This window comes from Chitinophaga varians (assembly GCF_014529945.1).
Classification (GTDB): domain Bacteria; phylum Bacteroidota; class Bacteroidia; order Chitinophagales; family Chitinophagaceae; genus Chitinophaga; species Chitinophaga varians.
Genome location: NZ_JACVFB010000002.1, coordinates 997,886 through 1,020,937, shown reverse-complemented (window position 1 = coordinate 1,020,937; position 23,052 = coordinate 997,886). Strand labels below are relative to the sequence as shown.

The window sequence follows — 23,052 nt, the reverse complement described above, 5'->3', positions numbered from 1 at the left end:
TTTCGCAATGAATTACAAACTACTCTGATGGAAGGATAGGCTATGACGTGGCTACATGACAAATGATTAAAAAGTGAGGTGGTAGATGTATCCCACTTTCAATCATATGTTAAAGGTTTGCAAAAACGTTACGAATGTATAGTGAAGAAGGGGATAAAAGGTGGTTCATTTTAGTTCATTTTGGACGGTAGCGTCCCTTTCGTTCATTATTAAAATCAACTGTTCAGTTTGTTCATTTTGGTGACGATGGTCACCTTTTTTATGTCACGACATTAGATAAACAGGCGGGAACCGGGCTGACGGGTAAAATTTTTTTCCTTTTCCTTCCATTTTTCTTAGTGACAGGGCTCTTAAAGCCACCATGGTTGACTTTTCATCTATTTAACTAATATATATCTACATTATATATATCATAATATTTAATAAATAACACAAAAGTATCTTTATTAGAAATTCTCATATATATAATCATTTTTAAAATTTCCTGTTCATTTTGTTCATTTTGCTTTTCGTAAATCTAAATCACTGACTCAGACGTACTTAAAGAAGTATCGAAAATTCCTAATCCATTTATTGTCCCCTATGATTGATCTATCCTATGACTTCATCATGACACTGCAAAAAGAAGTATTGCGCAGATACGGTGTTGAAGTCATGTCATCGGCAGATTGCAAGAATCTGGCTCAGTCCATATTGGATAACACCACTAAACTGGTGAGTGAGACGACGCTCAAAAGGGTATTCGGATTTGCTGTTACACAACACAGCTTTTCGCGCTACACATTGAACACCCTCTCACAATATTGCCGGTTTAAGGACTGGGAAGATTTTCAGCAACATCATTATCAATTGCTCAACAGCGCCAGTCGCAGCAACCAGCAACTGGACACCAGGAGATGGGATGAACTGAAAACCAAAGCGGACGCAGTATCTCACTACACTATCCTGACGCTTAAAAACCGTTCGGGTATTGCGTTTCCGTTTACCGTTCCCCGGACGTTCTGTAATGCACACATTGAGCGGTTCCTCGAAAGCGACTACGCTGCTACCGCCCTGATAGCCCCATCAGGATGGGGCAAATCCGTGGCCCTGGTACACCTCGCCGAACACTTCTGGTTCTGTCGGGATGCGCGGTTTAAACACGACGTATGCTGGTTCATCCACGCACACGCCGCCGGCAGCCTGCTGCTCAAAGGGTTCTCCCTCGCCAACTGGCTGGACAACCAGATGGACCTCGGCAAAGGAGAAAACTTCCGTGAATACTTTTCCAGTCACTTTAATAATAAAGGTGGCCGACTCATACTCATCATCGACGGCTTCGATGAAATCGCCGTTTCCGGAGATAAGCTCAAACTATTATATACCAAGCTGGAAGACTTCGTGTATTCCAACGACCGCTACCCCTGGGTGAAAGTGATCCTTTCCATCCGGAGCAGCACCTGGTCGGAGATATTTCAGCATTCTCACCAATACCCGGCCTTCCGCCGCTATTGGTACCTGGGACCGGAAATGGACGAGGAAACAAACATCAACCTGCCGGCACTCACGGAACAGGAAGTGAAGTCTGTCCTCTATAACCATCACTTCGATCCATCTACTATCCGGATGTTCTCGGAGAGCTTCCTGCAGAAACTGCGGAACCCCTATTACCTGCAGCTCTTCTGCCAGCTCAATACAGGACCGGACCAAAACTTTGTAGATGAACACCTCAGCCTGTTCGAGATCGTATCTCGGTTTGTACAAAACCGTGTTTTCAACTCCCAGAGCAACGCGTTCAAAATAAAGATCATCGAAAAGCTGCTGGCACTACTCGACTATGGCCGCGGCGGTATTTATATCGATAAAAGCAAACTGCTGAACCAGAACGCCGACCTGTTCCCGGCCTACAAGGAACTACTGGCAGATAATATCCTGGCGGAAGAAAACCTCAGCCAGGAAATCATGTTCCATGTAAAGGTGCGCTTCGCCCACACCTTCCTGCTGGAATACTTTGTGGCGATGCATTACCTGCAGCAAAGCAATCAGGAAGTCAACGAAAACCTGCTACGGAACATACTGGACCACCTTCCTCAGTCGCCTTACCGCATCGGAGTATTCCGCTGGCTGCTCCGCTATGCGATCACCACCCGGCAAACGGAGGGCATCATCAAGATGTTCCATCTTCCGCTGGCTAATATCGAAAAATCACATCTGCTCGAATATCTCGTGCTCCACTACCAGCATGAAGGCAACAACCAGGTAGAACTGAAGTCGATCTTCCCCACCGGTTTCTTCAAAAAGAACCCGCTTAGCCAGATCATCAATGATGAATTCATGCATTTCCGCAAACGGAAAGTGCTGAACGCCCTGCTGGGCCTGGCCGAAGCCAGGGAAGACAAACTCAAAATCCGTAACCTGCTCTTCAGCATGGCGTTGCTACAACTGGACGCGGAACAGTGCGAGATGGAACTCAACAGTATCAAAAAACTGTATAATGCAGATGAATTTGACGGAGAACTGTGGGTGACGCCTTATGAAATACTCCTCTTTATATATGAGTATCTCAAATTTGGCTTCGTGAACGAAAGCATCCGCGCCAGGATATACCAGTACCAGCAGTATTGGGGCCATACTTCCCGGCAGCAAATATCCGTGGCACAGGAAATTGTGTTCCGTAACATGGGCACCGCCTTCCTGCTGATGGAAGATTACGAGCATCTGCTCAACTTCACCCAGCGCCTCTTCCAGACTTACCCCTCGCTGCCTTACCGCAAAGCGGACTCTTTCCGTCTCATGTTGTTGTTATGGCAGGCACAGGGCCATCTGGGACTGGGCAATATCAAATCAGCGGAAAGGATTTGCCGGCACGCCGATCAGGTGATCAAAAAATACTCGTCCGACTACTTTAGCGGAAAACACCTGGAGTCGTTCCAGAAACTACTGCATGCCACCGTGTATTATAATGAACACGAATTCCATAAAGCGATCCGTGTGGCAGAAATAGCCATTGAACATGCACAGAAGCTGGACCTGAAAGTGCTCGCGCTGATGAACTTCGCCCTGCTGAAGAACATTTACCGCGACCTGAACATGGATAAACAAATCACAGACACACAGCAACAAATAGAATTAATTCGTAACAGCACCTCCTTCAAACAGGCCATTCCAAATTTTGCGAAGTGATTATGGCATAATTTTGCTTTATTGCATAGCATAATGGCCATTGATGAAAGTAAATATTCAACGTCTACACAATTACTGCTCAACATACTGAGCCTGCTGACGTTGGCACCACTAGCACCTTTTATAAACCGGTTCCTCCCGCCCATCGTAGCGGGAGGGTTCCATATAGACCTGGCTGTATCTTTCCTGATCAGCCTTCTCATCCTGTTTGCCCTGAGATGGGTTTTCCGGCCATTGATTATTCCTGCTTTCCTGCTGGTGTGCAGCATGCTGCTGATCAACAAATACCGTGATGACTATACCTTCACCAATGTGCTGAACGACTATAAAGGCATGGTGCAGGGCAACTGGGGCACTAAAGACAGCAAGCAGCTCGACATCCTCAGCTTGTATCCCCGCCGGGTGGAAAGCTATCGCGACAAAACCGTTCGGGGCATCAGGGAAAAAGTCAACTACCAGGATTCGGTAGTCCGCAACTTCTCCGTCAAGCACTCGCTGGACTTTTACGACGAATATTTTTATAAATACGGGAAGATCACCCGTTTCCTGTCGCTCTTCCGGTATATCAACGGTAATTTTAAATATGTACTGGATTCCCGTCGTGACGAATACTTTGCCACGCCGCAGGAGACTATTCAGAACGGCCTTGGTGGCGACTGTGACGATCACTCCATCCTGATGACCTCCTGCCTGCAATCTATCGGGGCACGTTGCCGTATCGTACTGATCAAAGGTCACGCTTACCCTGAGCTGTACTGTGGCGACAAAGAAGATTTCGAAATTATGAAACAGGCCATCATCACCCTGTTTCCCAAACCGGTCATCAAGGAATTGTACTACCACGAGCTGAAAGGGGAGTACTGGATCAACCTCGATTATACCGCCAGGCATCCCGGCGGACCTTACATGAATGATAAAGTTTATGGGTTGATTGAGCTCTGATCTTTAAATTTGCGCCATGAGTCAATTTAGCCGTATCCGGAAGTATCATGGTTTTTTCAGGTTTAAACGGGATTTTGAGCAATACAGCCTCCGTAAAGCTAAAAGCTATGAGCTACTCCTACACTGGCTTCACAGCAAACTGAACCGCAATCAGTTTCTGTTGCTGTCAGGTATTCTGGTGGGCTGTTCCGCCGGTCTGGCGGGGGTGGTGCTCAAAATGCTGGTCCACTACATCCACTATGTTATTACCTATAAGGTACATTTCAGCACACAGGTCATCTTTTATGTTGTCTTTCCTTTTCTGGGGATTGTACTGACCACCCTGATTGTTGTCTTCTTTTTTAAGGGGCAGTCCCGTAAAGGGATTCCTGCGATCCTACATGAGATCGCACAGAATTCCAGTCTCATCCCTCCGGTGAAAATGTATTCCCAGATACTGCAAAGTGCCGTCACTGTTGGCTTGGGTGGCTCAGCAGGACTGGAAAGCCCTATTGCCGTTACCGGCGCCGCTTTAGGGTCCAACTATGCCCGGACCTATTCGCTGGGATACAAAGAAAGGACCCTGCTGCTGGCAGCGGGCGCCACGGCGGGCATTGCCTCCGCCTTTAACGCGCCCATTGCCGGGATGATGTTTGCCTTTGAAATACTGTTGACCGGCGTTGTATTTTCCGATTTTATGCCGTTGGTGGTAGCGGCTGTCTGTGGCAGCCTGCTTTCGAAGATCATTCTTCAGGAAGAAGTGCTTTTTCATTTTGAATCACGGACGCCCTTCAACTATCATAACGTACCATTTTATATTGTGCTTGGGCTGCTCTGTGGTTTTTACGCCCGGTATTTTGTGGTGCTCTCGAAGAAAGTGGAACACTTCTTTCAGCACCTGGGATGGAGCGCTCTCCGCAAAGCTATGCTGGGCGGGGTACTGGTGTCCGCACTCTGCGTGGCCCTGCCACCTTTGTTCGGAGAGGGCTATACCGCAGTGAAATCGCTGGCCGGGGGGCATGGCGAAATCATTCTGCAAAACAGTTTCTTTGGCTACTTCCCGCCACAAAGCTGGATGTTGCTGGTATTCACTGGTTGCGTATGCCTGCTGAAAGCTTTTGCCACCTCCATCACCATCCAGAGTGGTGGCAATGGCGGTAACTTCGCCCCTTCGCTGTTTGCCGGCGGCTTTCTGGGTTTCTTTTTCGCTATGCTCTGTTCTCAGATAGGCTTCACCGATGTACCTGTTACCAACCTGGTAATTGTAGGGATGGCCGGTGTGATGGCTGGCGTGATGTACGCTCCGCTGACCGCCATCTTCCTGATCGCGGAATCCAGCTCCGGTTATGATCTGTTTATCCCCCTGATGATTGTGTCTACCACTTCCTACCTGATGGCCAAATGGTTTTCCCCCATTTCTCCGGAACTCACGGAGCTGGCCAAAGAAGGGAAAGTCTTCACCAAAGCGCACGACAACAACATTCTGCTGATGCTGAAGATGCAGGATGTTGTAGAGAAAGACATTCAACGGATAGACATTGACAGCAACCTGCGCGAGCTGATAGAACTTGTTAAAGACGGGCATCGTAATATTATCTCCGTAGTGAGCCAGCAGGACAAGCTGGAGGGCATCATCACCCTTGATGATATCCGTCCGATTATGTTTAACCCGGAACTATATGACACTGTTACTGTTAAGAAATTAATGAAAGCTCCACCGGCAGTAGTATCTTTAAAAGACAACATTACGCTGGTGCTCAAAAAATTTGACGAAGCACAGGTTTGGAATTTACCGGTAGTGCAGGACAAGAAGCTGATAGGGTTTGTTTCCAAATCACGTATACTGAATAAGTACCGGTTATTGTTACAGGAATATTCCGAAAGTTAATTACGCATTACGGATTACGAATTACGAATTGAGGGCTGTTTATTAGGCCATTACTTAATAACCCGCTCAATAATGAGTTCCCAATTCGTAATTCGTAGTTCCTAATTTGTAATTGAATTATATGGCGCGGGTATTAATCAATTTTGCACATCCGGCGCTGGAGAAATCCAGGGTGCACAAACAGCTGCTGACTACTATCAAAGGTATCAAGGGCATTACCATCAACGATCTGTATGAATGGTACCCAGACCTTGACATTGACGTGGCCAGGGAGCAGCAACTGCTCGAAAAGCATGATATCATTCTGCTGCAACATCCTTTTTACTGGTACAGCGCACCCGCTATTATCAAGCAGTGGCTGGACCTGGTGCTGGAACACGGCTGGGCTTATGGACATACCGGGAAAGCCTTGCAGGGTAAGTATTTCGGCAATGTGATCTCCGCCGGTAGCGCGGAAAAAGGTTATCAGCCCGGAGGCATACATCAGTATCCTGTGCATCAGTTCCTGTTGCCATTTTCACAAACCGCTGCGTTGTGCAACATGCACTACAGCGCGCCCTATGTGATTTACGGTGTACACCGCATGGACATAGAAGATATCCGTACCGCCACGCAGCAATACCATCATATGCTGGAGCTGCTGCGTGATGATAAAATAGATCCCGCAGCCCTCACACGGCTGACTTATATGAACGAGGCATTACAACTTCCATCCCAAACCCGCTCTATATGAACCAACATTCGCTGCTATTTCAGTCAATGGTATATCTGGCTGCCGCCATCGTGTTTGTGCCACTCGCCAAGAAGATGGGATTGGGCGCCGTATTGGGCTATCTGATAGCCGGTGTGATCATTGGTCCATCAGTAATGGGTTTCATCGGCAAAGAGGGAGAAGACATTATGCATTTCGCTGAATTTGGGGTGGTGATGATGTTGTTCCTTATCGGGATGGAGCTGGAACCCACGCTGTTATGGCGATTACGCACCTCCATTCTGGGGCTGGGAGGGCTTCAGGTGCTGGGCAGCGCTGCTGCCATCGCCGGTCTGGCCTACCTGCTGGGACAGCCTTTCAATGCGTCGTTGGCGTTGGGCATGATCCTGTCGTTGTCATCTACAGCCATTGTGCTACAAACGCTCAATGAAAAAGGGTGGATGAACACCGCTGCCGGGCAAAGCGCCTTTTCCGTGTTATTGTTTCAGGACATCGCGGTGATCCCGATGCTGGCTATATTCCCGCTGCTGGCCAGTGGCGCCACCAATACCGCTGATTTGCATGAACCGTCGCTGCGTGACAATCTGCCTGCATGGGGACAAACATTCGTGGTACTGGGTGCTGTAGCCGCGATTATCGTTGCCGGCCGCTACCTCGTTAATCCGCTGATGCGTATTATTGCCCGTACGCGTGTCAGGGAGTTGTTTACCGCTATGGCCTTGCTGATGGTAGTGGCCATTGCCGTGCTGATGAACCTTGTAGGCCTCAGTTCTGCGCTGGGGGCCTTTTTGGGCGGTGTGGTGCTTGCCAACAGTGAATACCGTCATGAGTTGGAAAGCGATATAGAACCTTTCAAGGGTTTGTTGCTTGGATTGTTTTTCATTGCAGTAGGAGCATCCATTGATTTTACGCTGATCATGGAAGAGCCGTTGCTGATATTTGGGCTTGTATTGGGGTTGATGCTGATCAAAGCCGCCGTGTTGATGATATTGGGAAAGGTATTCAAACTGAGTACAGACCAGAATCTGCTCTTTGCTTTTGCGTTGGCAGATATTGGTGAATTTGCCTTTGTACTACTGGCTTTCAGCAATCAGGTAAGACTGATCGATGCCAGACTGTCCGCGATGCTAACCGCCATTGTAGCCATCAGCATGGCGTTGACACCGCTGATCATGTTGTTGTACGAGAAGATCATACAGCCGCGATTTACCCGTCAGATACCGAAATCAGATGAGCGGTCTTCCGATGAAATTCACGAAAAGAATCCGGTGATCATTGCTGGTTTTGGCCGCTTTGGTAGTATGACAGGGCGTTTCCTGCGGGCCAACGGTATCAAATGCACCATCCTTGATATGGATTCGGACCGGGTGGACGCGCTGCACAACATGGGCATCAAAGTATATTACGGCGATGCCTCCCGATACGATCTGCTGGCCGCTGCCGGCGCCGCGGATGCCAAACTGCTAATCGTTGCTACTGATCAATATGAACAGACCCGTCAGATTGTGGAACTGGCGCATAAATATTTCCCTCATCTGCAACTGCTGGTGAGAGCACAGCAGGTGGAAGACACTTTCGAGCTGATGGACCTGGGCGTGCTGCATATTTACCGGGAAACGGTGGACACATCGCTGCGTATGGGTGCAGACGCGCTTCGGATGCTGGGTGCACGTGCCTATCACAGCGAAAGGGCCGCACGGACTTTCTTCCGGCAGGATGAGCGGACGCTGAAAGGTTTATCGGCGCTACGTGACGATAAAAAACAGTACCTCGTCAGCATGCGGGAGCGTATTGAAGAGATGGAAAAACTCATTGCCTCCGACCGTATCAAAACCTGGCTGGACGAAGGACAGGGCTGGGACCCGGAGTCTATCCGGGATGAAGTTCGTGGTGAAGCGGAAAGCTGATTATTGGATATGGTGGATGATCAGTTCTGCCACGTGGTGTAATAGTTCAACATCTACGGGGTGGCTATGGTCGTGCATGGGTTTATCGGAAACAGCCCGCACATAACCTTCTTCATCGGGCTCAAAGCTAATCTCGTGTTCAGCAATGACTACTTTGTATACGGTTTTGTACGTTTGATGTACCGTGTTCACTTCCAGAATATGAGGATGGCCCTTATATTCAAATTTGAGTGTAAATGTATCTGTTGCCATTGGTTACTGCCGTTGTAGGGCTCAGGCTTCTTTTTCGCCGTGCTGCCGTTGATAATAACGCTTGATCCTGTTTTTTTCATCGCGGGAAAGCTGATGAATGAACCACAGGGAAAAATAAGCCAGTCCGCTAATGATAAATATGTATCCTATGAATCCCAGTGTGTGGAAAATCCGAAACCACATCCAGTCATTCGTGTAGGCGTACTGCGCTAAGATAGCTAAAATCACACCTGCCAGCATCAGAACAATTGCTATTTTTTTCATCGGGGGTAAATTTTGGGATAAAGAATACGAACTACGGAATCACGCGACAAACAAAATGCCATTACCATATCTACGGTACAACAACGACATACGGATGTTGCTCATGCAGATATTTTTCTACATAACGTATACGCTATAACGAAGGGATGGGGAATATTGTTACAGTTGCAGGCGAATATGTAATTTATTCAATCCTTTTACCACAAATAGCATCGCTACTGCGAAACACATACACCAGATGATACCAGGCAGGCCCTGCTCTAAAACAGCCGGCAGCCTGAGCCCCAGCGCTATCATCCCGAAAAATACGATGTCTGGTAAAATATAGGTGAGCAGTGGATTAGCACCGGCAGGTTTAAAGAAGGAAGTCCATCTGCTGAAATGTTTTACATCTATCAAAAAATATAAAAGTGAAAAGACAGCCACACAAATGGCCGCGCAATACAGGCACCAGCTGGGGGTGGCATGAATCTTCGACAGTTTATAGGCCGGTCTTAGCCAGGCGCCCGCTATCAACAACACTGCACAAAATCCAAACACCCTCGATATCAAACGGCTGCCGGTCAGGCCCAGGTCTTCATCAAAATAAAATAACGTCAATAGCATCCCACACAGCACGATGGCCGTATGCGCCGCGTTACCACTCTGCGATGCCAGCCAGCTCCATTCGCCTTTTTGTGCAAATGGTTGTCTGCATAAAATAAAATACCCTATACATACCGCGATCATCAGGAAGATAGCACTATGGTTGCCTTTGAAGAGCTGATAGATAATGCAGGCGTATAGATAAGCCCAGCCTATCAGTCCCAGGATACCCCACCACTGCGGCGTGAGATACTGTGTCCCTTCTTCACCACCACGGAAAATCACTGCCAGCACAATTAATATCACCGCGCCGATACCTTTCAGCATCCAGCCGATCCAGGCTTGTTTAAAAGTATATACATTCCACACCAGTATCACACTGCCATAAAACAACAGCGCCCACCATGCCCTGCTCATGCCTGTTGCCGCAGGATGGAGATCACCGGTATTGACCATAAATACGCCCAGCACCAGTAGTCCCAGCGTACGCCACAAGATATGTTTCTGCAGTTGCCAGATGCTGTCACCTTTATTCAGTCGGCTGTTGATAGCAAAAGGAATAGACATCCCCACGATAAACAGGAATGCGGGGAACACGACATCCACAAAAGTCATTCTGTCTTCCTCTGCGTGCGCATGCTGCATCCAGGCAGGGATACCATCTACGCCCGCAACGCTGTTAACAAAAATCATCACCAGAATAGTGATCCCGCGAAAAGCATCGATAGACAGAATACGGCCGGTGGAAAGTTTATTGATCATAGGGGAAAATGTGGGTTGACGATCTTCCAAAATACAATATAAAACTGATAGTATTAAGCCTATTTTAATCGGCCACTGGTCAAAAAAATTTATCTTTCCGGCCATAAACCAATTAACACTTATGAGGAAATACCTGCTCACAGGCGTCGGCATCGCTGGTATGGCATGCATCGCTGCCTGCAACCAGGGTCAGTCGAAGGCCGATCAACAACAGGCCACCCCTGACATCCTGGCTGCCAACATAGACAGCACCGTCAACCCCGGACAAGATTATTTTGATTATGTCAACGGCGGCTGGATCAAACGTAACCCTATCCCTGCGGAATATAGCTCCTGGGGCATCGCCAATCTGGTACAGGAAGAGCTGTACAAACGTCTCCGCCTCATCAATGAACAGGCAGTTGAGAAACCGGGAGATGATATTTCCCGCAAAATTGCCGCCTTCTGGAAAAGCGGTATGGACTCCGTTGGCATCAACGCCGCCGGTATTAAACCTATCGAGGCAGACCTGAAAGCTATCGATGCTGTTACCAACACGCAGCAGCTGGTAACGCTTGCCGCACAGCAGAACATCTTCACCGGCGCTATGTGCAGCCCGTACATTGCACAGGATGCCAAGAACAGTGAAGCCATGGCATTGCAGTTCTATCAGGGCGGTCTCGGTTTGCCTAACCGTGATTACTACTTCAACACAGACGAACGTACCACTAAAATAAGACAGGCTTACCCCGGGCATATTGCAAAAATGCTGCAGTTCACCGGTATGGACAGTACCGCTGCCAAAGCTGCTGCCGCCAGCGTGGTGCAACTGGAAACCATCCTCGCCAAGTCCAGCCGCAAACTGGCGGACCTGCGCGATCCGGAAGCCAACTATCATAAAATGGCCGTTACCCAGCTGAACAAAATAGCCGGTAACATTGACTGGGCTGCCTTTATCAAACAACAAGGCATTAACAGTCACGCAGATACGATTATTGTTGGTCAACCGGAATTCTATACGGCCCTCAGCAATGCTATCAAATCGCAACCGCTGGACGCCTGGAAAAACTATCTCAAATGGCACCTGATCAACAGTACCGCTTCCTCCCTCAGCGATAACATTGCCTCTACCGATTTTGCTTTCTATGGCACCCTGCTGAAAGGCCAGGAGAAACAGAAGCCACGCTGGAAACGTGTACTCGACGCAGAAGAAGGCGCGATGGGCGAGGCGCTGGGCCAGCTGTTCGTTAAAGAATTCTTCAACGCCACCGCGAAGAAAAGATACGAGACCCTCGTGGAAGATATCCGCGGAGCGCTTAAAACACGCATCGAAAACCTCACCTGGATGAGCGACAGCACTAAACAGAAAGCGCTGTATAAACTGTCAAAAATCACCAAGAAAGTAGGTTATCCGGATAAATGGAAAGACTTCTCCGCCATGGCCATCAAAGAACAGTCATACGCCGAGAATGCAAGAGCAGCGCAGCAATGGTGGCACAACTACCAGGTCAGCAAACTGGGCAAACCGGTAGACCGCACCGAATGGGACATGACACCCCAGACATATAATGCCTACTACAATCCCAGCAACAATGAGATCGTACTGCCGGCGGGTATTTTCACCGTTCCCGGTAAGCGCGACGAAGAGCTCGACGACGCCCTCGTATATGGCTATGCCGGCGCTTCCACCATCGGCCACGAAATCACCCATGGCTTTGATGATGAAGGCCGTCAGTTTGACGCCGATGGTAACCTGAAAAACTGGTGGACCAAAGAAGACGAAGCGAAATTCAACCAACGTGCCGCTGTGATGGTGAAACAGTTCAACTCCTACCAGGTAGTAGACACCCTGCATATCAATGGCAAAGCCACTCTCGGCGAAAATATCGCAGACCTTGGCGGTATCCTACTGGGATGGGACGCATTCCAGAAAACAGCACAGTTTAAAAAGAACGAACCTATCTCCGGTTATTCTCCGGCGCAACGTTACTTCATGGGTTATTCCCTCGGCTGGCTGAGCCACACCAAAAAAGAAGAACTGGCCAGGAGAGTGCTCACCGATGTGCATTCACCCGCCAAATTCAGGGTGAATGGACCTTTCAGTGATGTAGATGCTTTCTATAAAGTATACAACCTGAAAGAAGGTAATGGCATGTGGAGAGCAGACAGTGCGCGTGTACGCATCTGGTAATTTCTTCCTTAAAATTTCAAAAACCTGATTGGGATTCCTTTCCAGTCAGGTTTTTTTGTTTGTCTGAAGGTCGTCAGGAAAACAGCTCCTGCACATATTGCGCAAACTATTGCCTATCTTGGGAGCATATTTTGAATTGGATTGCTAAATTAACTTTGGAGCTATAGAGAAATGGGACGTTCATTTAATCATGAGCGACGGAAACCAGTCGCGCACTTTTTTGCCATTGCTATTATTGGGGTGTTAACTTGTGTCAGTGTTAAAAACGTATCGGCACAAACTTTTTCAGAAGCCTTCAAACCATTTACCGGTACGCCTCGCCACTATGTATGTTATCGTACTGCTGATAGTGTGTCTATCGATGGGCAGCTGTCTGAAAAGGCGTGGAACCAGGTACCCTGGACAGATGACTTCACAGACATTGAAGGTGATGCCAAACCAGCGCCGCCGCTGCGTACCCGCGTAAAAATGATGTGGGACCAACAGTACCTCTACATTGCGGCGGTGATGCAGGAGCCGCACATATGGGCCACCCTTAAAGACCACGACGCCATCATATTTCAGGACAACGACTTTGAAGTATTCATTGACCCTGATGGTGACACCCATCAGTATTTTGAACTGGAAATCAATGCCTACAATACTGTTATGGACCTGTTCATGAACAAACCATACCGGCATGGTGGCAACGCATTGCTCAACTGGGATACTAAAGGGCTTAAAACCGCCGTTCATATTAACGGCACCCTCAATCAACCCAACGACAAAGACCAGGAATGGACCGTGGAAATGGCGATACCGTTTAATGCGTTGCGTTTCTTCAACGACGTACAGCGCCCTTCCGACGGCAGCACCTGGCGTATCAATTTCTCCCGGGTGGAGTGGGATACCGATATAAAAGACGGCCAGTATGTGAAGCTGAAAAAGCCCGAAAACAACTGGGTATGGTCTCCACAGGAAATCATCAACATGCATGCCCCCGAAAGATGGGGATACCTGCAATTCAGCACACAACCCACCAGCCAGGCAACCGCTTCATTCCGGATGCCGGTCGCTGAACCCGCCAAACGCCTGCTGTGGCATGTTTTTCATGAGCAGGTACGGTACCTGGAACGTCATGGAAAATTCGCTGCTAACCTCCAGGAGCTGAAAATGCCGGTTAAACAGACTGCAGCGGATGGCGTCACCTACACACTACAACTGGAAGGCATTAGTTCTCAATTCACGGCCTCTATTCGGGGCGGCAAATTAGACGGACCAATTTATATTAATCAGGAAGGTCGTGTCTACACCAATAGAAAATAACGCTTATGAATAAACGTAATTTCATCAAAGCATTGGGACTGGGAAGCCTGGCATTGGCTAAGCCGTCGCTGCCCGTTATGGCAGCCGGTACTGCGAAGCAGCCACAGTCCATGGAGAAAATAGGCATCCAACATCGGGTGTGGATCAATCCTGATCCCAAAGAGAAAGCTGCTGATCTGGCCAAACGTTATGCGACTTATCGCAGGGCCGGTATCACCGACCTTTTCTTTGAGGCCGACAGCGAAGTACATTTCAAAGCTGCCAAAGCCGCCGGCATCAAGGCGCATCGTTGGATGTGGACCATGAACCGTGGCGAAAAAGAGTTACTGGCCAGCCACCCGGAATGGTATGCTGTAAACCGCAAAGGAGAATCCTGCTCCAATCATCCGCCTTATGTGGATTACTACCGCTGGTTATGTCCCAGCAAACCGGGAGTGGTCGACTATCTGAAATCACAGGTAGAGCAGGCGCTGTCGAAGGATTATGTAGATGGTATCCACCTGGACTATGTTCGCTTTTGCGACGTTGTGCTGCCGGTGAACCTGTGGAGCAAATACGGTATTGATCAGTCGAAGGAGCTGCCCGAATATGACTTCTGCTATTGCAACGATTGCCGCAGCGCCTACAAATCCACTTATGGCCATGATCCGCTGGAAATAGAGCATCCCGATCAAAGTCCATCCTGGCGTAGATTCCGCTATGATCGTATCACCCATGTGGTAAAAAATCTGGCGCAGGTGGCCAAACAACATAAAAAGCCTATTTCTGCTGCCGTGTTTCCGACGCCGGACATTGCCAAACGTATTGTGCGGCAGGACTGGACCAACTGGCCATTGAATGCTGTGATGCCGATGATCTACCACGGATTTTACCGGGAAAATATTACCTGGATAGGAGATGCCGTTGCCGAAGGCGTAAAGACCCTGCACGGTGCTTTCCCACTGTATGCCGGGTTATTCCTGCCTGATTTCAACAATAACTACAATGATCTTCGTGAAGCGGTGAAACTGGCCATAGACAATGGTGCAGCGGGGGTATCTATTTTCGGCACCGTAACGCCGGAAGTATTACAGGTATTGGGAGAAAGCGTGTAGTTTCTGATATTTTGTCGTTTAGGAATTTAGTTATTTAATGCCTTTTTGTTTCGGCTGTTTTAAATAGCTAAATTCCTAAACAACAATAATCAAATTTCTAAATACCAAAATTTACAAATCGTTTGCTGGTCTGTCTGCCACGGCTTTACCAAAGTTGACATTCGGTTTGTTACCCATCGTCACCACCATTGTTCCTCCTTTTAAGAGGTCCTGGTGTGTGATGAAGCTTTTCGTATAAGGCTTCCCGTTAAGCTTAATGCTTTGGATGTAGATATTCTCTTTGCTGTTGTTGATGGTTTGTACCGTAAAGGTTTTACCGTCCTGCAGTTTCACCGTTGCCTTATCAAACAGCGGACTTCCCATCACATACACACCATTGGCGGGATTTACCGGGTAGAAGCCCAGGGAAGAGAATACGTACCAGGAAGACATCGCGCCACAGTCTTCGTTACCAGCAAGGCCTTCCGGCTGGTCGAAGTAGAAATCTTTCATGACCTGTCTTACTTTCTCTGCTGTTTTCCACTGGTTGCCAGCGAAAGCATACATATAAGTGACGTGGTGGCTGGGCTCATTACCATGCGCATACATGCCGATCAGGCCGGAGATATCGTTGGATGCCTCTGCGCCCATATCGCCTTTCGCCGTGAAGAGGCTATCGAGTTTGCGGGTGAAAGCTTCATCGCCACCCATCAGGTTGATCAGTCCTTCCACGTCCTGTGGCACCAGCCAGGTGTATTGCCAGCCGTTACCTTCCGTGAAATCACCTTTCTCATGGATGGAGTTGAACGGATCATAGGGTGTTTTAAAGCTGCCGTCGCTCATACGCGGACGTACAAACTTAATCGTGCTATCGAAATAGTTTTTGTAGTAGGCAGCCCGTCTTTTATAGTATTCGTAATCTTCCGTTTTGCCCATTTTTTTAGCCATCGCAGCGATGCACCAGTCATCGATAGCGTATTCCATCGCTTTGGACACAGATTCGTATTCTTTATCAGCCGGGATATAGCCTCTTTCTTTTACGTATTTAACGCCGAGGTCATCACGCATAGAAGTAGCTTTCATGGCGGCAAAAGCATCTTCTGCATTAAAGCCGGTGAAACCTTTCAGATAGGCGTCAACGATAGGAGGTACCGCATGATAGCCTACCATACAGTTGGTTTCGCTGCCCATGAGTGGCCATACCGGCAGTTTGCCCTGTTGTTTGTGTATGGTGATCATGGAGTTCACGAAGCTGTTCACTTTTTCCGGATGCAGGATGGTGCTCAGCGGTGCGGCGGAGCGATAGATGTCCCATAGGGAGAATACGGAGTAGTTGTCAAAACCAGGATTGGGGTACACTTTTTTGTCGGTACCGCGATAGCTGCCATCGTGGTCGTTGAGGAGGGCCGGGTCTATCATGGTGTGATAGAGTGCGGTGTAGAAAACGCGGCGGGCGGCTTCGTCTTTCGTTTGAATATCTACTTTAGACAGTTCCTTATCCCATTTGGCGTTGGCGCCGTTCACCACTTTGGCGAAGTCCCATCCCTGCATTTCCGCATTGATGTTAGCCAGTGCATTGGCGCTGCTGACAGGGGAGATGCCTACTTTCAGCATTACTTGTCCTGGTGATTTTTCGAAGGAGATGACGCCTTTTACTGCTTTTCCTTTCAGGGAGATGCCTGTTTGTTGGGTATCTCCTTCAAATACCTGGAATTGTTTTACCGGTACATTGGATTTAATGGTGAACCATACCCGTTGGTCTTCCGCCCATCCTTTGGAGTAGCGGTAACCTTCGAGGGTATAGTCGTCTACTTTACGGATGAATGTTTCTACGGGAGCGTCCCAGCCGATGCCTTCCTTCAGATCGATGATGATGTTGGCTGGTTCATTTTTCGGGAAGGTATATTTATGCAGCGCTACTCTTTCGGAGGCTGTTAGTTCCACGTCGATGTTATAGTCGTCCAGTTTTACAGCGTAGTATCCCGGGCGGGCTTTTTCGCGGGTATGTGAATAGTGGGAGCCGTAGCCGGAAGTAGGATTTTCCTGGGTACCGCGGTTGGTGCGGACTTTTCCGGTGTAGGGCATGATCAGCACATCGCCGAGGTCGCCGATACCGGTGCCGCTCAGGTGCATCTGAGAGAAGCCGATAACAACACTGTCAGAGTAGTGATAGCCGGAGCACCAGTCCCATCCTTTAACGATGTTAGTGGGGCCTACCTGTACCGCGCCGTAAGGCACGCTGGCGCCAACAAATACGTGGCCATGGCCGCCGGAGCCGATGTAAGGGTCTACCGCTGCTACCGATCTGCTTTCGATGAAGCCTTTGGCGGGCTTTACCTGCGCCGATGCCTGAGTGCCGTTGAGCATCAGGGCCGACAAGGTAAGCGCACCACCGATCCTAAATCCCATGTTCATAACTAAATCCTTTTAGCAAGCTAATATACGCGGTCATGATAACTTTTCAAGGACTTTTTTTGTGAACGGAAGGTTATTGCCGGATATCCCTCAAAATCAGGAGGGCCGGTAATTATACCGGCCCTCCTCATATTACAAATGAGTTACTATTAAAGTTGTTCCGCGGGCTCCAGTACAGGAGCGACTTCAGGCTTTGCTGGTTTCTTCAGGAACTGTTTCGTAAAAATCTCCCAGGCAATCATCAACCAAAGCACCAGACAAGGCAGGGCTTTTAGTGCGTAAGGCACCGCCAGGTTCTTGCGTACCCAGGGCGTTACTACATCGGAATGGGAGAAACTCACCAGCAGTATGGCGAAAAACAGGAATATATTATTTGCACGGGTGGCCGGCTGCATCACGTACCAGATACAGATGGCCGGTATGGCGATAATGTAAGTCGGTGATTCGGAGCTGCTGCTGAAGAGCACCGGGAACATCAGCACTGAGCACAGGATGTACAACCGGTAACGGGAGTTGTACCGATACGGCAGCCGTATGTATTGCGATAAAAAAATCAATACTGCCGGTACCAGCACGTAGCTATTATCCAATGCCGGCAAATGAAGCACCCGCTGGATAAACCCTCCGGCAGAAATATTCTGGAAGGTGGTGGTAACAGCCTCATTCAGCGCGTTCTTATGCACGAGGGCCGCATACCATTCAAAGTAACAGTTGATCACATATTGCGGGCTGGAAAGCAACATAGGCGCCGCAAACAGGACAGCTCCCCACAGGAACAACCCGGTGATCAGCCTTCTGGGGTTGCTGCTGAAAAAGAAGAATGCCAGCCCCACGATACCATAGATTTTCGTCATTGTGCCCAGCACGATCAGAAACGCCGCCATCATATCCTTTCCTTTCACAATACTGGCGAACGTCAGGATGATAAAGCCCCCGATGAACTGATTCATCTGAAACCATCCACTGGCGCCCATCAACTCCTGCGTACACAGCAACAGAATGATGTTTTGTTGTAATCTGTTCAGCGGCAGCTGGCGGATGGCATAATACAGTACGCCCGCGCCGGTCATGGCCCACAGCAGGGCGCCTACTTTCGTTTCGAGTCCGGCAAAAGGAGCAATGACCAGGCTAAATACAGGCCCATACAGGTTTACGTCGTAGTATTCCTGTGGATACTCGATATATAGTGGTTGCTGATGTATCAGGTGAAAGAATACGTTCTTGAAAATGAGGAAGTTATTGATATTACCCCGGGATATTTCCGTAATAGCACCAATAAAAGCCAATCCAAACCAAAGGAACATGATCAGCCATTCCTTCTCCCCTAAATAAGTCAGCAGGTTTCGTTTGCGCTGTACAGCTGTGTGATTCATCGTAGGTCTAAATACTATATTGTGCTGATATGACGCAGCAAAAAGCCGCATCCCCCTATTGGAAGATGGTAATTCTAAAAGTAAGAAGTTAATTAATCTTCAAAAGAAGCCCACTTAGCGGACTGCAGATTAATGGCGGTTACCGCGCCGGCGGTTACCAAAACGGCCGCGGCCACAATAAGAACAAAAAGTACTACCATGTAGATCTGGATTTTTGCATTCTCCGGAGCAAATATAGGGAATTGGTCATCGGTTTCGCATGGCATTTTTCCGTAAATTAATATCATGAATAAGTATGGCACCACTCATAAGAAACGTACAAGGGCAGCAGAAGATAAACTGACTTTTCGCGAAAGATTAGCCGCCCTCAGTAATATCCCGGCCTTTTTCCGGATGGTATGGCAGACCCACCGGGGCTTCACGATCGCCAACGGCGTGCTTCGCATTGCTCAATCTGCCATGCCGCTCTCCCTGTTGTATGTTGGTAAACTCATCATTGATGAAGTAGTATTGATTAGTAAAGACCATGCCCACCACGATACACAGCATTTATGGCAGCTGGTGGCCCTCGAATTCGGGCTGGCCATCCTTTCAGATGCCCTCAGCCGGGCGATCACCCTTATCGACAGTCTGTTAGGCGACCTGGTCGCCAACCACACCTCGGTGAAAATCATGGAACATGCCGCCTCGCTGGACCTGGACCAGTTTGAAGATTCCGAATTTTATGATAAGCTGGAACGTGCCCGTCAACAGACGATCGGTCGCACTATTTTGCTGTCGCAGGTATTCAGCCAGGTACAGGACCTCATCACCATGGGCTTCCTGGCCGCCGGCCTCATCGTGTTCAATCCATGGCTGATACTGCTGTTGCTCGTTGCCGTTATTCCGGCCTTCCTGAATGAATCTCACTTCAACCACCTGCATTATCGGCTCACCTGGGGACAAACATCCGATCGCCGTGAACTGGACTATATCCGTTACCTCGGCGCCAGCGATGAGACCGCCAAAGAAGTGAAAGTCTTCGACCTGTCCGATTTTCTGGTACAGCGTTTCCGCGTGATCTCCGATAAGTTCTACAGCGACAAAAAGAACCTCGAATCCCGTCACGCCGTCTGGGGGACACTGTTTGCCCTGCTGGGCAGCGCCGGCTACTATGCCGCCTATGTGATCATCATCCTGCAGACCGTCACCGGTGTGCTGAGCATCGGTAGCCTGGCCTTCCTCGCCGGCTCCTTCCGACAGCTGCGCACCACCTTCCAGGGTATCCTGATCCGCTTCTCCAGCGTAACACAAGGCGCCATGTACCTCAAAGATCTCTTCGATTTCTTCGAAATACAGCCTCAGATGCGCTCACCGCAGCACCCACGGCCGTTCCCACACCCTATCCGTCAGGGCTTCACCTTTGAAGACGTAGGCTTCAAATACCACAACTCAGACAAATGGGCTATCCGTCACCTCAACTTCACCCTCCATGCCGGCGAAAAACTCGCCCTCGTAGGAGAGAACGGCGCCGGAAAAACGACGCTGGTCAAGCTGCTGGCACGCCTCTACGACCCCGTAGAAGGCCGCATCCTCCTCGATGGGGTAGACCTCCGGGAATATGATCTCTCCGAATTACGTACGCAGGTAGGCGTTATCTTCCAGGACTATCAGCGGTATCAGATGACCGTCTCCCAGAATATCGCCGTCGGCAATATCACCCACGGCCACGACCATGTCCTCATCCAGGATGCGGCGCGGCAAAGTCTCGCTGAACCGCTCATCGAAAAAATGCCCCTTGGTTACGAACAGATGCTCGGTCGCCGCTTTAATCAGGGCATCGACCTCTCCGGCGGCGAATGGCAGAAGATAGCCCTCGCCCGCGCCTATATGAAAGACGCACAGCTCCTCATACTCGACGAGCCCACCTCCGCCCTCGACGCCCGGGCAGAATACAACGTGTTCCTCCGCTTCGCCGACCTCACCCGCGACAAAACAGCAGTACTGATATCACATCGTTTCTCCACCGTGCGTATGGCCAACCGGATCCTGGTGCTCGAAAAAGGACAACTGGCAGAGATAGGAAGTCATGAGGAACTGCTGGAGCGGAGAGGGAAGTATGCCGAGTTGTTTGAGTTGCAGGCAGCAGGGTATAAGTAATATTTTGTAATATTGATGTGAACCCATGAATCATGTTGACAGAACTATTCTCAGAATTTATCAATATCTATCCGGAAGAGAAAAAGAGAAATAAGGAATCTGCAAATAAAAACTATGGGCATCTTCGTTCTACCAAAATAATGACAGAGCAGCTGCCTGTATTACTTCAACAGCAATCTCAGTTATCTCCTGATCAATATCTCTTCAAAGGGTCGGTGGGGAAGGGCCGCATGGCTGAAGTTCCCAACTTATGTATCCTTGATAAAGACATCACCGACTCACCTGAAAAGGGATATTATGTCGTGTATTTGTTTGATCCCGGCATGATGAAGTTCTTCCTTTGTCTGCTCCAAGGGTGGACACAATTTGAGAACACCTACGGCGCTAGATTGGGAAGAAAGATTATTCTGAAGAATCAAGGAGCGTTAAGAAATCAATTTGAAGATGAAACAGCATTTTCGTTGGCGGAACTAGGGCTAGAAGCAGAAAGGACACGCACCAGAGGATATATTTACGGCACCATCTTTCATAAGGTATACTTCATCGACGAAATGCCCAATGATCAAATGTTATTAGATGATCTTAGGCAGATGATGAAGGTATACCAAACGATGAAAGCAGAAATTGGCTCAGATATCGTTCATAAAACAGTTCCAACAGAAAGTGACTTTCAAGAGCAGATACAAACTGCGCCCGGTAAACAACTAGCAGATGGGCCCATAGATAGGCCTTCAGCAGCGTTACACGTCACCACTAAATGGAAAAGAGATGTTGGTATTGCTTCGAATGCCCTCCAACGCTCCCAATACAAATGTCAAGTAGATCCGAATCACAAAACTTTCACTTCTCAGAAAAACAAACACCCGTTTGTAGAAGCTCATCATTTCCTTCCTATGGCCCTGCAGGGTAATTTCGAGAACAGCCTTGATGTACCAGAGAACATCATCGTACTCTGCCCCACCTGTCATAGGGCATTTCATCATGGTGAAAACGACTATAAACGAGAGCTGATTAGCCTGTTTTATGAAGATAGAAAATTGGCATTACAACGGAGAGGTATAACCATATCAGAAAAAGACCTCCTAGACATTTACCTCAAGAAAGATGATATCATAGAATAAGAGGTGCTTTACAACACCTCTTATTCATTAGGACACCTACTGTATCTTATACCAAGGCAATCCCTGTACACCTTTGGGATGACTTACCGACGTTTTTATATTGCTTCCGTTGATTTCAAACCAAGGGAAAGAACTGCGTCCACTGGGATGATACGCCGTCGGATAAACTTTGTCATTGGTGATTTCGAACCAGGGTTGTGTATGTGTACCGCTGGCATGATGAACAGTAGTAAAGATCTGGTTATCCCGGATTTCAAACTCGGCCAGACCTTTCCATCCTTCCGGATGATGAAGTGTTCTGTAGATGTACATTGGTTAAATTTTTTGGGTTAAAAACGTGATATAAATTTAAGGGAAAAATGAAAGTGATAGCAAAGCAACAGGACACACTATCATATTTTTATTATTACTATATAAAAACACAATTCCTTCAGGTTCAATTAATAGCGATAATTATCACTCAGGAACAGGCCGATAAACGGTTTCAATTCCTCTGGTACAATTAACTAAATAGGATACAATCAACACGGAGGTTAGCGAATTTCAATTCCTTCACTAGTGTGATTAAACATCTCCGACGCATAGTTGCTATCAATATACGATTTCGATTCAATATACGCAGGTTCACAACATACAGATTGCAGTTTATGATTGGTGCACAATTAGTTGCTATGGCTCCCGATTTTAGTTAAGTAAACTACGTTTATACTATAACGTTATAACCAATAAAAAAAATCAACTACATGAAACATAATACCACAAAGCATTATAGAGGATCAGAAACTCAAACTTCTTATCAGGATTAAAAAAATATTTTGGAGATATTAAAATATTTCCCCCATCTTTGCATTGTTAAAAAAAATCATAAACATGCATCCAAAGTATTCACATACACAAAAATTCAGCGCGTTAGGCTATATAGGCCGTACGGGTTGCGGGGCATGTTATGCTACAGAATAGTTGAATCAACGAATTCGATATAACACAAGCCCTGCAAGAGATT

16 protein-coding genes are annotated in these 23,052 nt (G+C 48.2%); 10 read left to right on the top strand and 6 right to left on the bottom strand.

The features are described from left to right. Nucleotides 1–582: 582 nt before the first annotated feature. The 5 genes from ICL55_RS12050 (at nucleotide 583) to ICL55_RS12030 (ending at nucleotide 8,590) form a co-directional block, all read left to right on the top strand. Nucleotides 583–3,162: an NACHT domain-containing protein gene (locus ICL55_RS12050; protein ID WP_188097343.1), complete on the top strand. Its 2,580-nt coding sequence runs from the start codon at nucleotides 583–585 to the stop codon at nucleotides 3,160–3,162. A 33-nt stretch (nucleotides 3,163–3,195) separates the two neighbouring features. Next, the gene (locus ICL55_RS12045) at nucleotides 3,196–4,104 is read left to right on the top strand and encodes a transglutaminase domain-containing protein (RefSeq protein ID WP_188097342.1); all 909 of its coding nucleotides are present in this window, start codon (nucleotides 3,196–3,198) and stop codon (nucleotides 4,102–4,104) included. 16 nt (nucleotides 4,105–4,120) lie between these two features. Further along, entirely contained in the window at nucleotides 4,121–5,971 is a 1,851-nt protein-coding gene (locus ICL55_RS12040; protein ID WP_188097341.1) for a chloride channel protein, read from the top strand. A gap of 121 nt (nucleotides 5,972–6,092) precedes the next feature. Beyond that, nucleotides 6,093–6,704, top strand: coding sequence for an NAD(P)H-dependent oxidoreductase (locus ICL55_RS12035; RefSeq protein ID WP_188097340.1), 612 nt, complete (start codon nucleotides 6,093–6,095; stop codon nucleotides 6,702–6,704). Further along, nucleotides 6,701–8,590, top strand: coding sequence for a monovalent cation:proton antiporter-2 (CPA2) family protein (locus ICL55_RS12030; protein WP_188097339.1), 1,890 nt, complete (start codon nucleotides 6,701–6,703; stop codon nucleotides 8,588–8,590). Before ICL55_RS12035 ends, ICL55_RS12030 begins: the two co-directional genes overlap by 4 nt. Here the strand turns inward: ICL55_RS12030 and ICL55_RS12025 are convergent, their stop codons facing one another. The 3 genes from ICL55_RS12025 to ICL55_RS12015 form a co-directional block, all read right to left on the bottom strand. Next, complete coding sequence (locus ICL55_RS12025) at nucleotides 8,591–8,842, bottom strand: hypothetical protein (protein WP_188097336.1); 252 nt, start codon at nucleotides 8,840–8,842, stop codon at nucleotides 8,591–8,593. Between the two features lie 21 nt (nucleotides 8,843–8,863). Then, nucleotides 8,864–9,106 carry a hypothetical protein gene (locus tag ICL55_RS12020; protein ID WP_188097334.1) on the bottom strand — a complete coding sequence of 81 codons (243 nt, stop codon included), beginning with the start codon at nucleotides 9,104–9,106 and terminating at the stop codon, nucleotides 8,864–8,866. Nucleotides 9,107–9,265: 159 nt separating this feature from the next. Then, entirely contained in the window at nucleotides 9,266–10,453 is a 1,188-nt protein-coding gene (locus tag ICL55_RS12015; RefSeq protein ID WP_188097332.1) for a DUF5009 domain-containing protein, read from the bottom strand. A gap of 121 nt (nucleotides 10,454–10,574) precedes the next feature. Here ICL55_RS12015 and ICL55_RS12010 point away from each other — a divergent pair, with 121 nt between their 5' ends. The 3 genes from ICL55_RS12010 (at nucleotide 10,575) to ICL55_RS12000 (ending at nucleotide 15,022) form a co-directional block, all read left to right on the top strand. Further along, complete coding sequence (locus ICL55_RS12010; protein ID WP_188097330.1) at nucleotides 10,575–12,623, top strand: M13 family metallopeptidase; 2,049 nt, start codon at nucleotides 10,575–10,577, stop codon at nucleotides 12,621–12,623. A 171-nt stretch (nucleotides 12,624–12,794) separates the two neighbouring features. Then, nucleotides 12,795–13,928 carry a carbohydrate-binding family 9-like protein gene (locus ICL55_RS12005; protein ID WP_188097329.1) on the top strand — a complete coding sequence of 378 codons (1,134 nt, stop codon included), beginning with the start codon at nucleotides 12,795–12,797 and terminating at the stop codon, nucleotides 13,926–13,928. 5 nt (nucleotides 13,929–13,933) lie between these two features. Next, the gene (locus tag ICL55_RS12000) at nucleotides 13,934–15,022 is read left to right on the top strand and encodes a family 10 glycosylhydrolase (protein ID WP_188097327.1); all 1,089 of its coding nucleotides are present in this window, start codon (nucleotides 13,934–13,936) and stop codon (nucleotides 15,020–15,022) included. A gap of 111 nt (nucleotides 15,023–15,133) precedes the next feature. Here the strand turns inward: ICL55_RS12000 and ICL55_RS11995 are convergent, their stop codons facing one another. Together ICL55_RS11995 and ICL55_RS11990 are read right to left on the bottom strand one after the other, a co-directional pair. After that, a complete protein-coding gene (locus tag ICL55_RS11995) occupies nucleotides 15,134–17,416 on the bottom strand; it encodes a GH92 family glycosyl hydrolase (RefSeq protein ID WP_188097325.1) in 2,283 nt (760 codons plus the stop codon). A gap of 149 nt (nucleotides 17,417–17,565) precedes the next feature. Beyond that, the gene (locus tag ICL55_RS11990; RefSeq protein WP_188097323.1) at nucleotides 17,566–18,789 is read right to left on the bottom strand and encodes a glycosyltransferase family 87 protein; all 1,224 of its coding nucleotides are present in this window, start codon (nucleotides 18,787–18,789) and stop codon (nucleotides 17,566–17,568) included. A 285-nt stretch (nucleotides 18,790–19,074) separates the two neighbouring features. Here ICL55_RS11990 and ICL55_RS11985 point away from each other — a divergent pair, with 285 nt between their 5' ends. After that, nucleotides 19,075–20,928, top strand: coding sequence for an ABC transporter ATP-binding protein (locus ICL55_RS11985; protein ID WP_188097321.1), 1,854 nt, complete (start codon nucleotides 19,075–19,077; stop codon nucleotides 20,926–20,928). 32 nt (nucleotides 20,929–20,960) lie between these two features. Further along, entirely contained in the window at nucleotides 20,961–22,049 is a 1,089-nt protein-coding gene (locus ICL55_RS11980; RefSeq protein ID WP_188097319.1) for an MrcB family domain-containing protein, read from the top strand. A gap of 36 nt (nucleotides 22,050–22,085) precedes the next feature. On the opposite strand, the gene ICL55_RS11975 is transcribed toward ICL55_RS11980, so the two are convergent. Further along, the gene (locus ICL55_RS11975) at nucleotides 22,086–22,361 is read right to left on the bottom strand and encodes a hypothetical protein (RefSeq protein WP_188097317.1); all 276 of its coding nucleotides are present in this window, start codon (nucleotides 22,359–22,361) and stop codon (nucleotides 22,086–22,088) included. Between the last annotated feature and the right edge of the window lie 691 nt (nucleotides 22,362–23,052).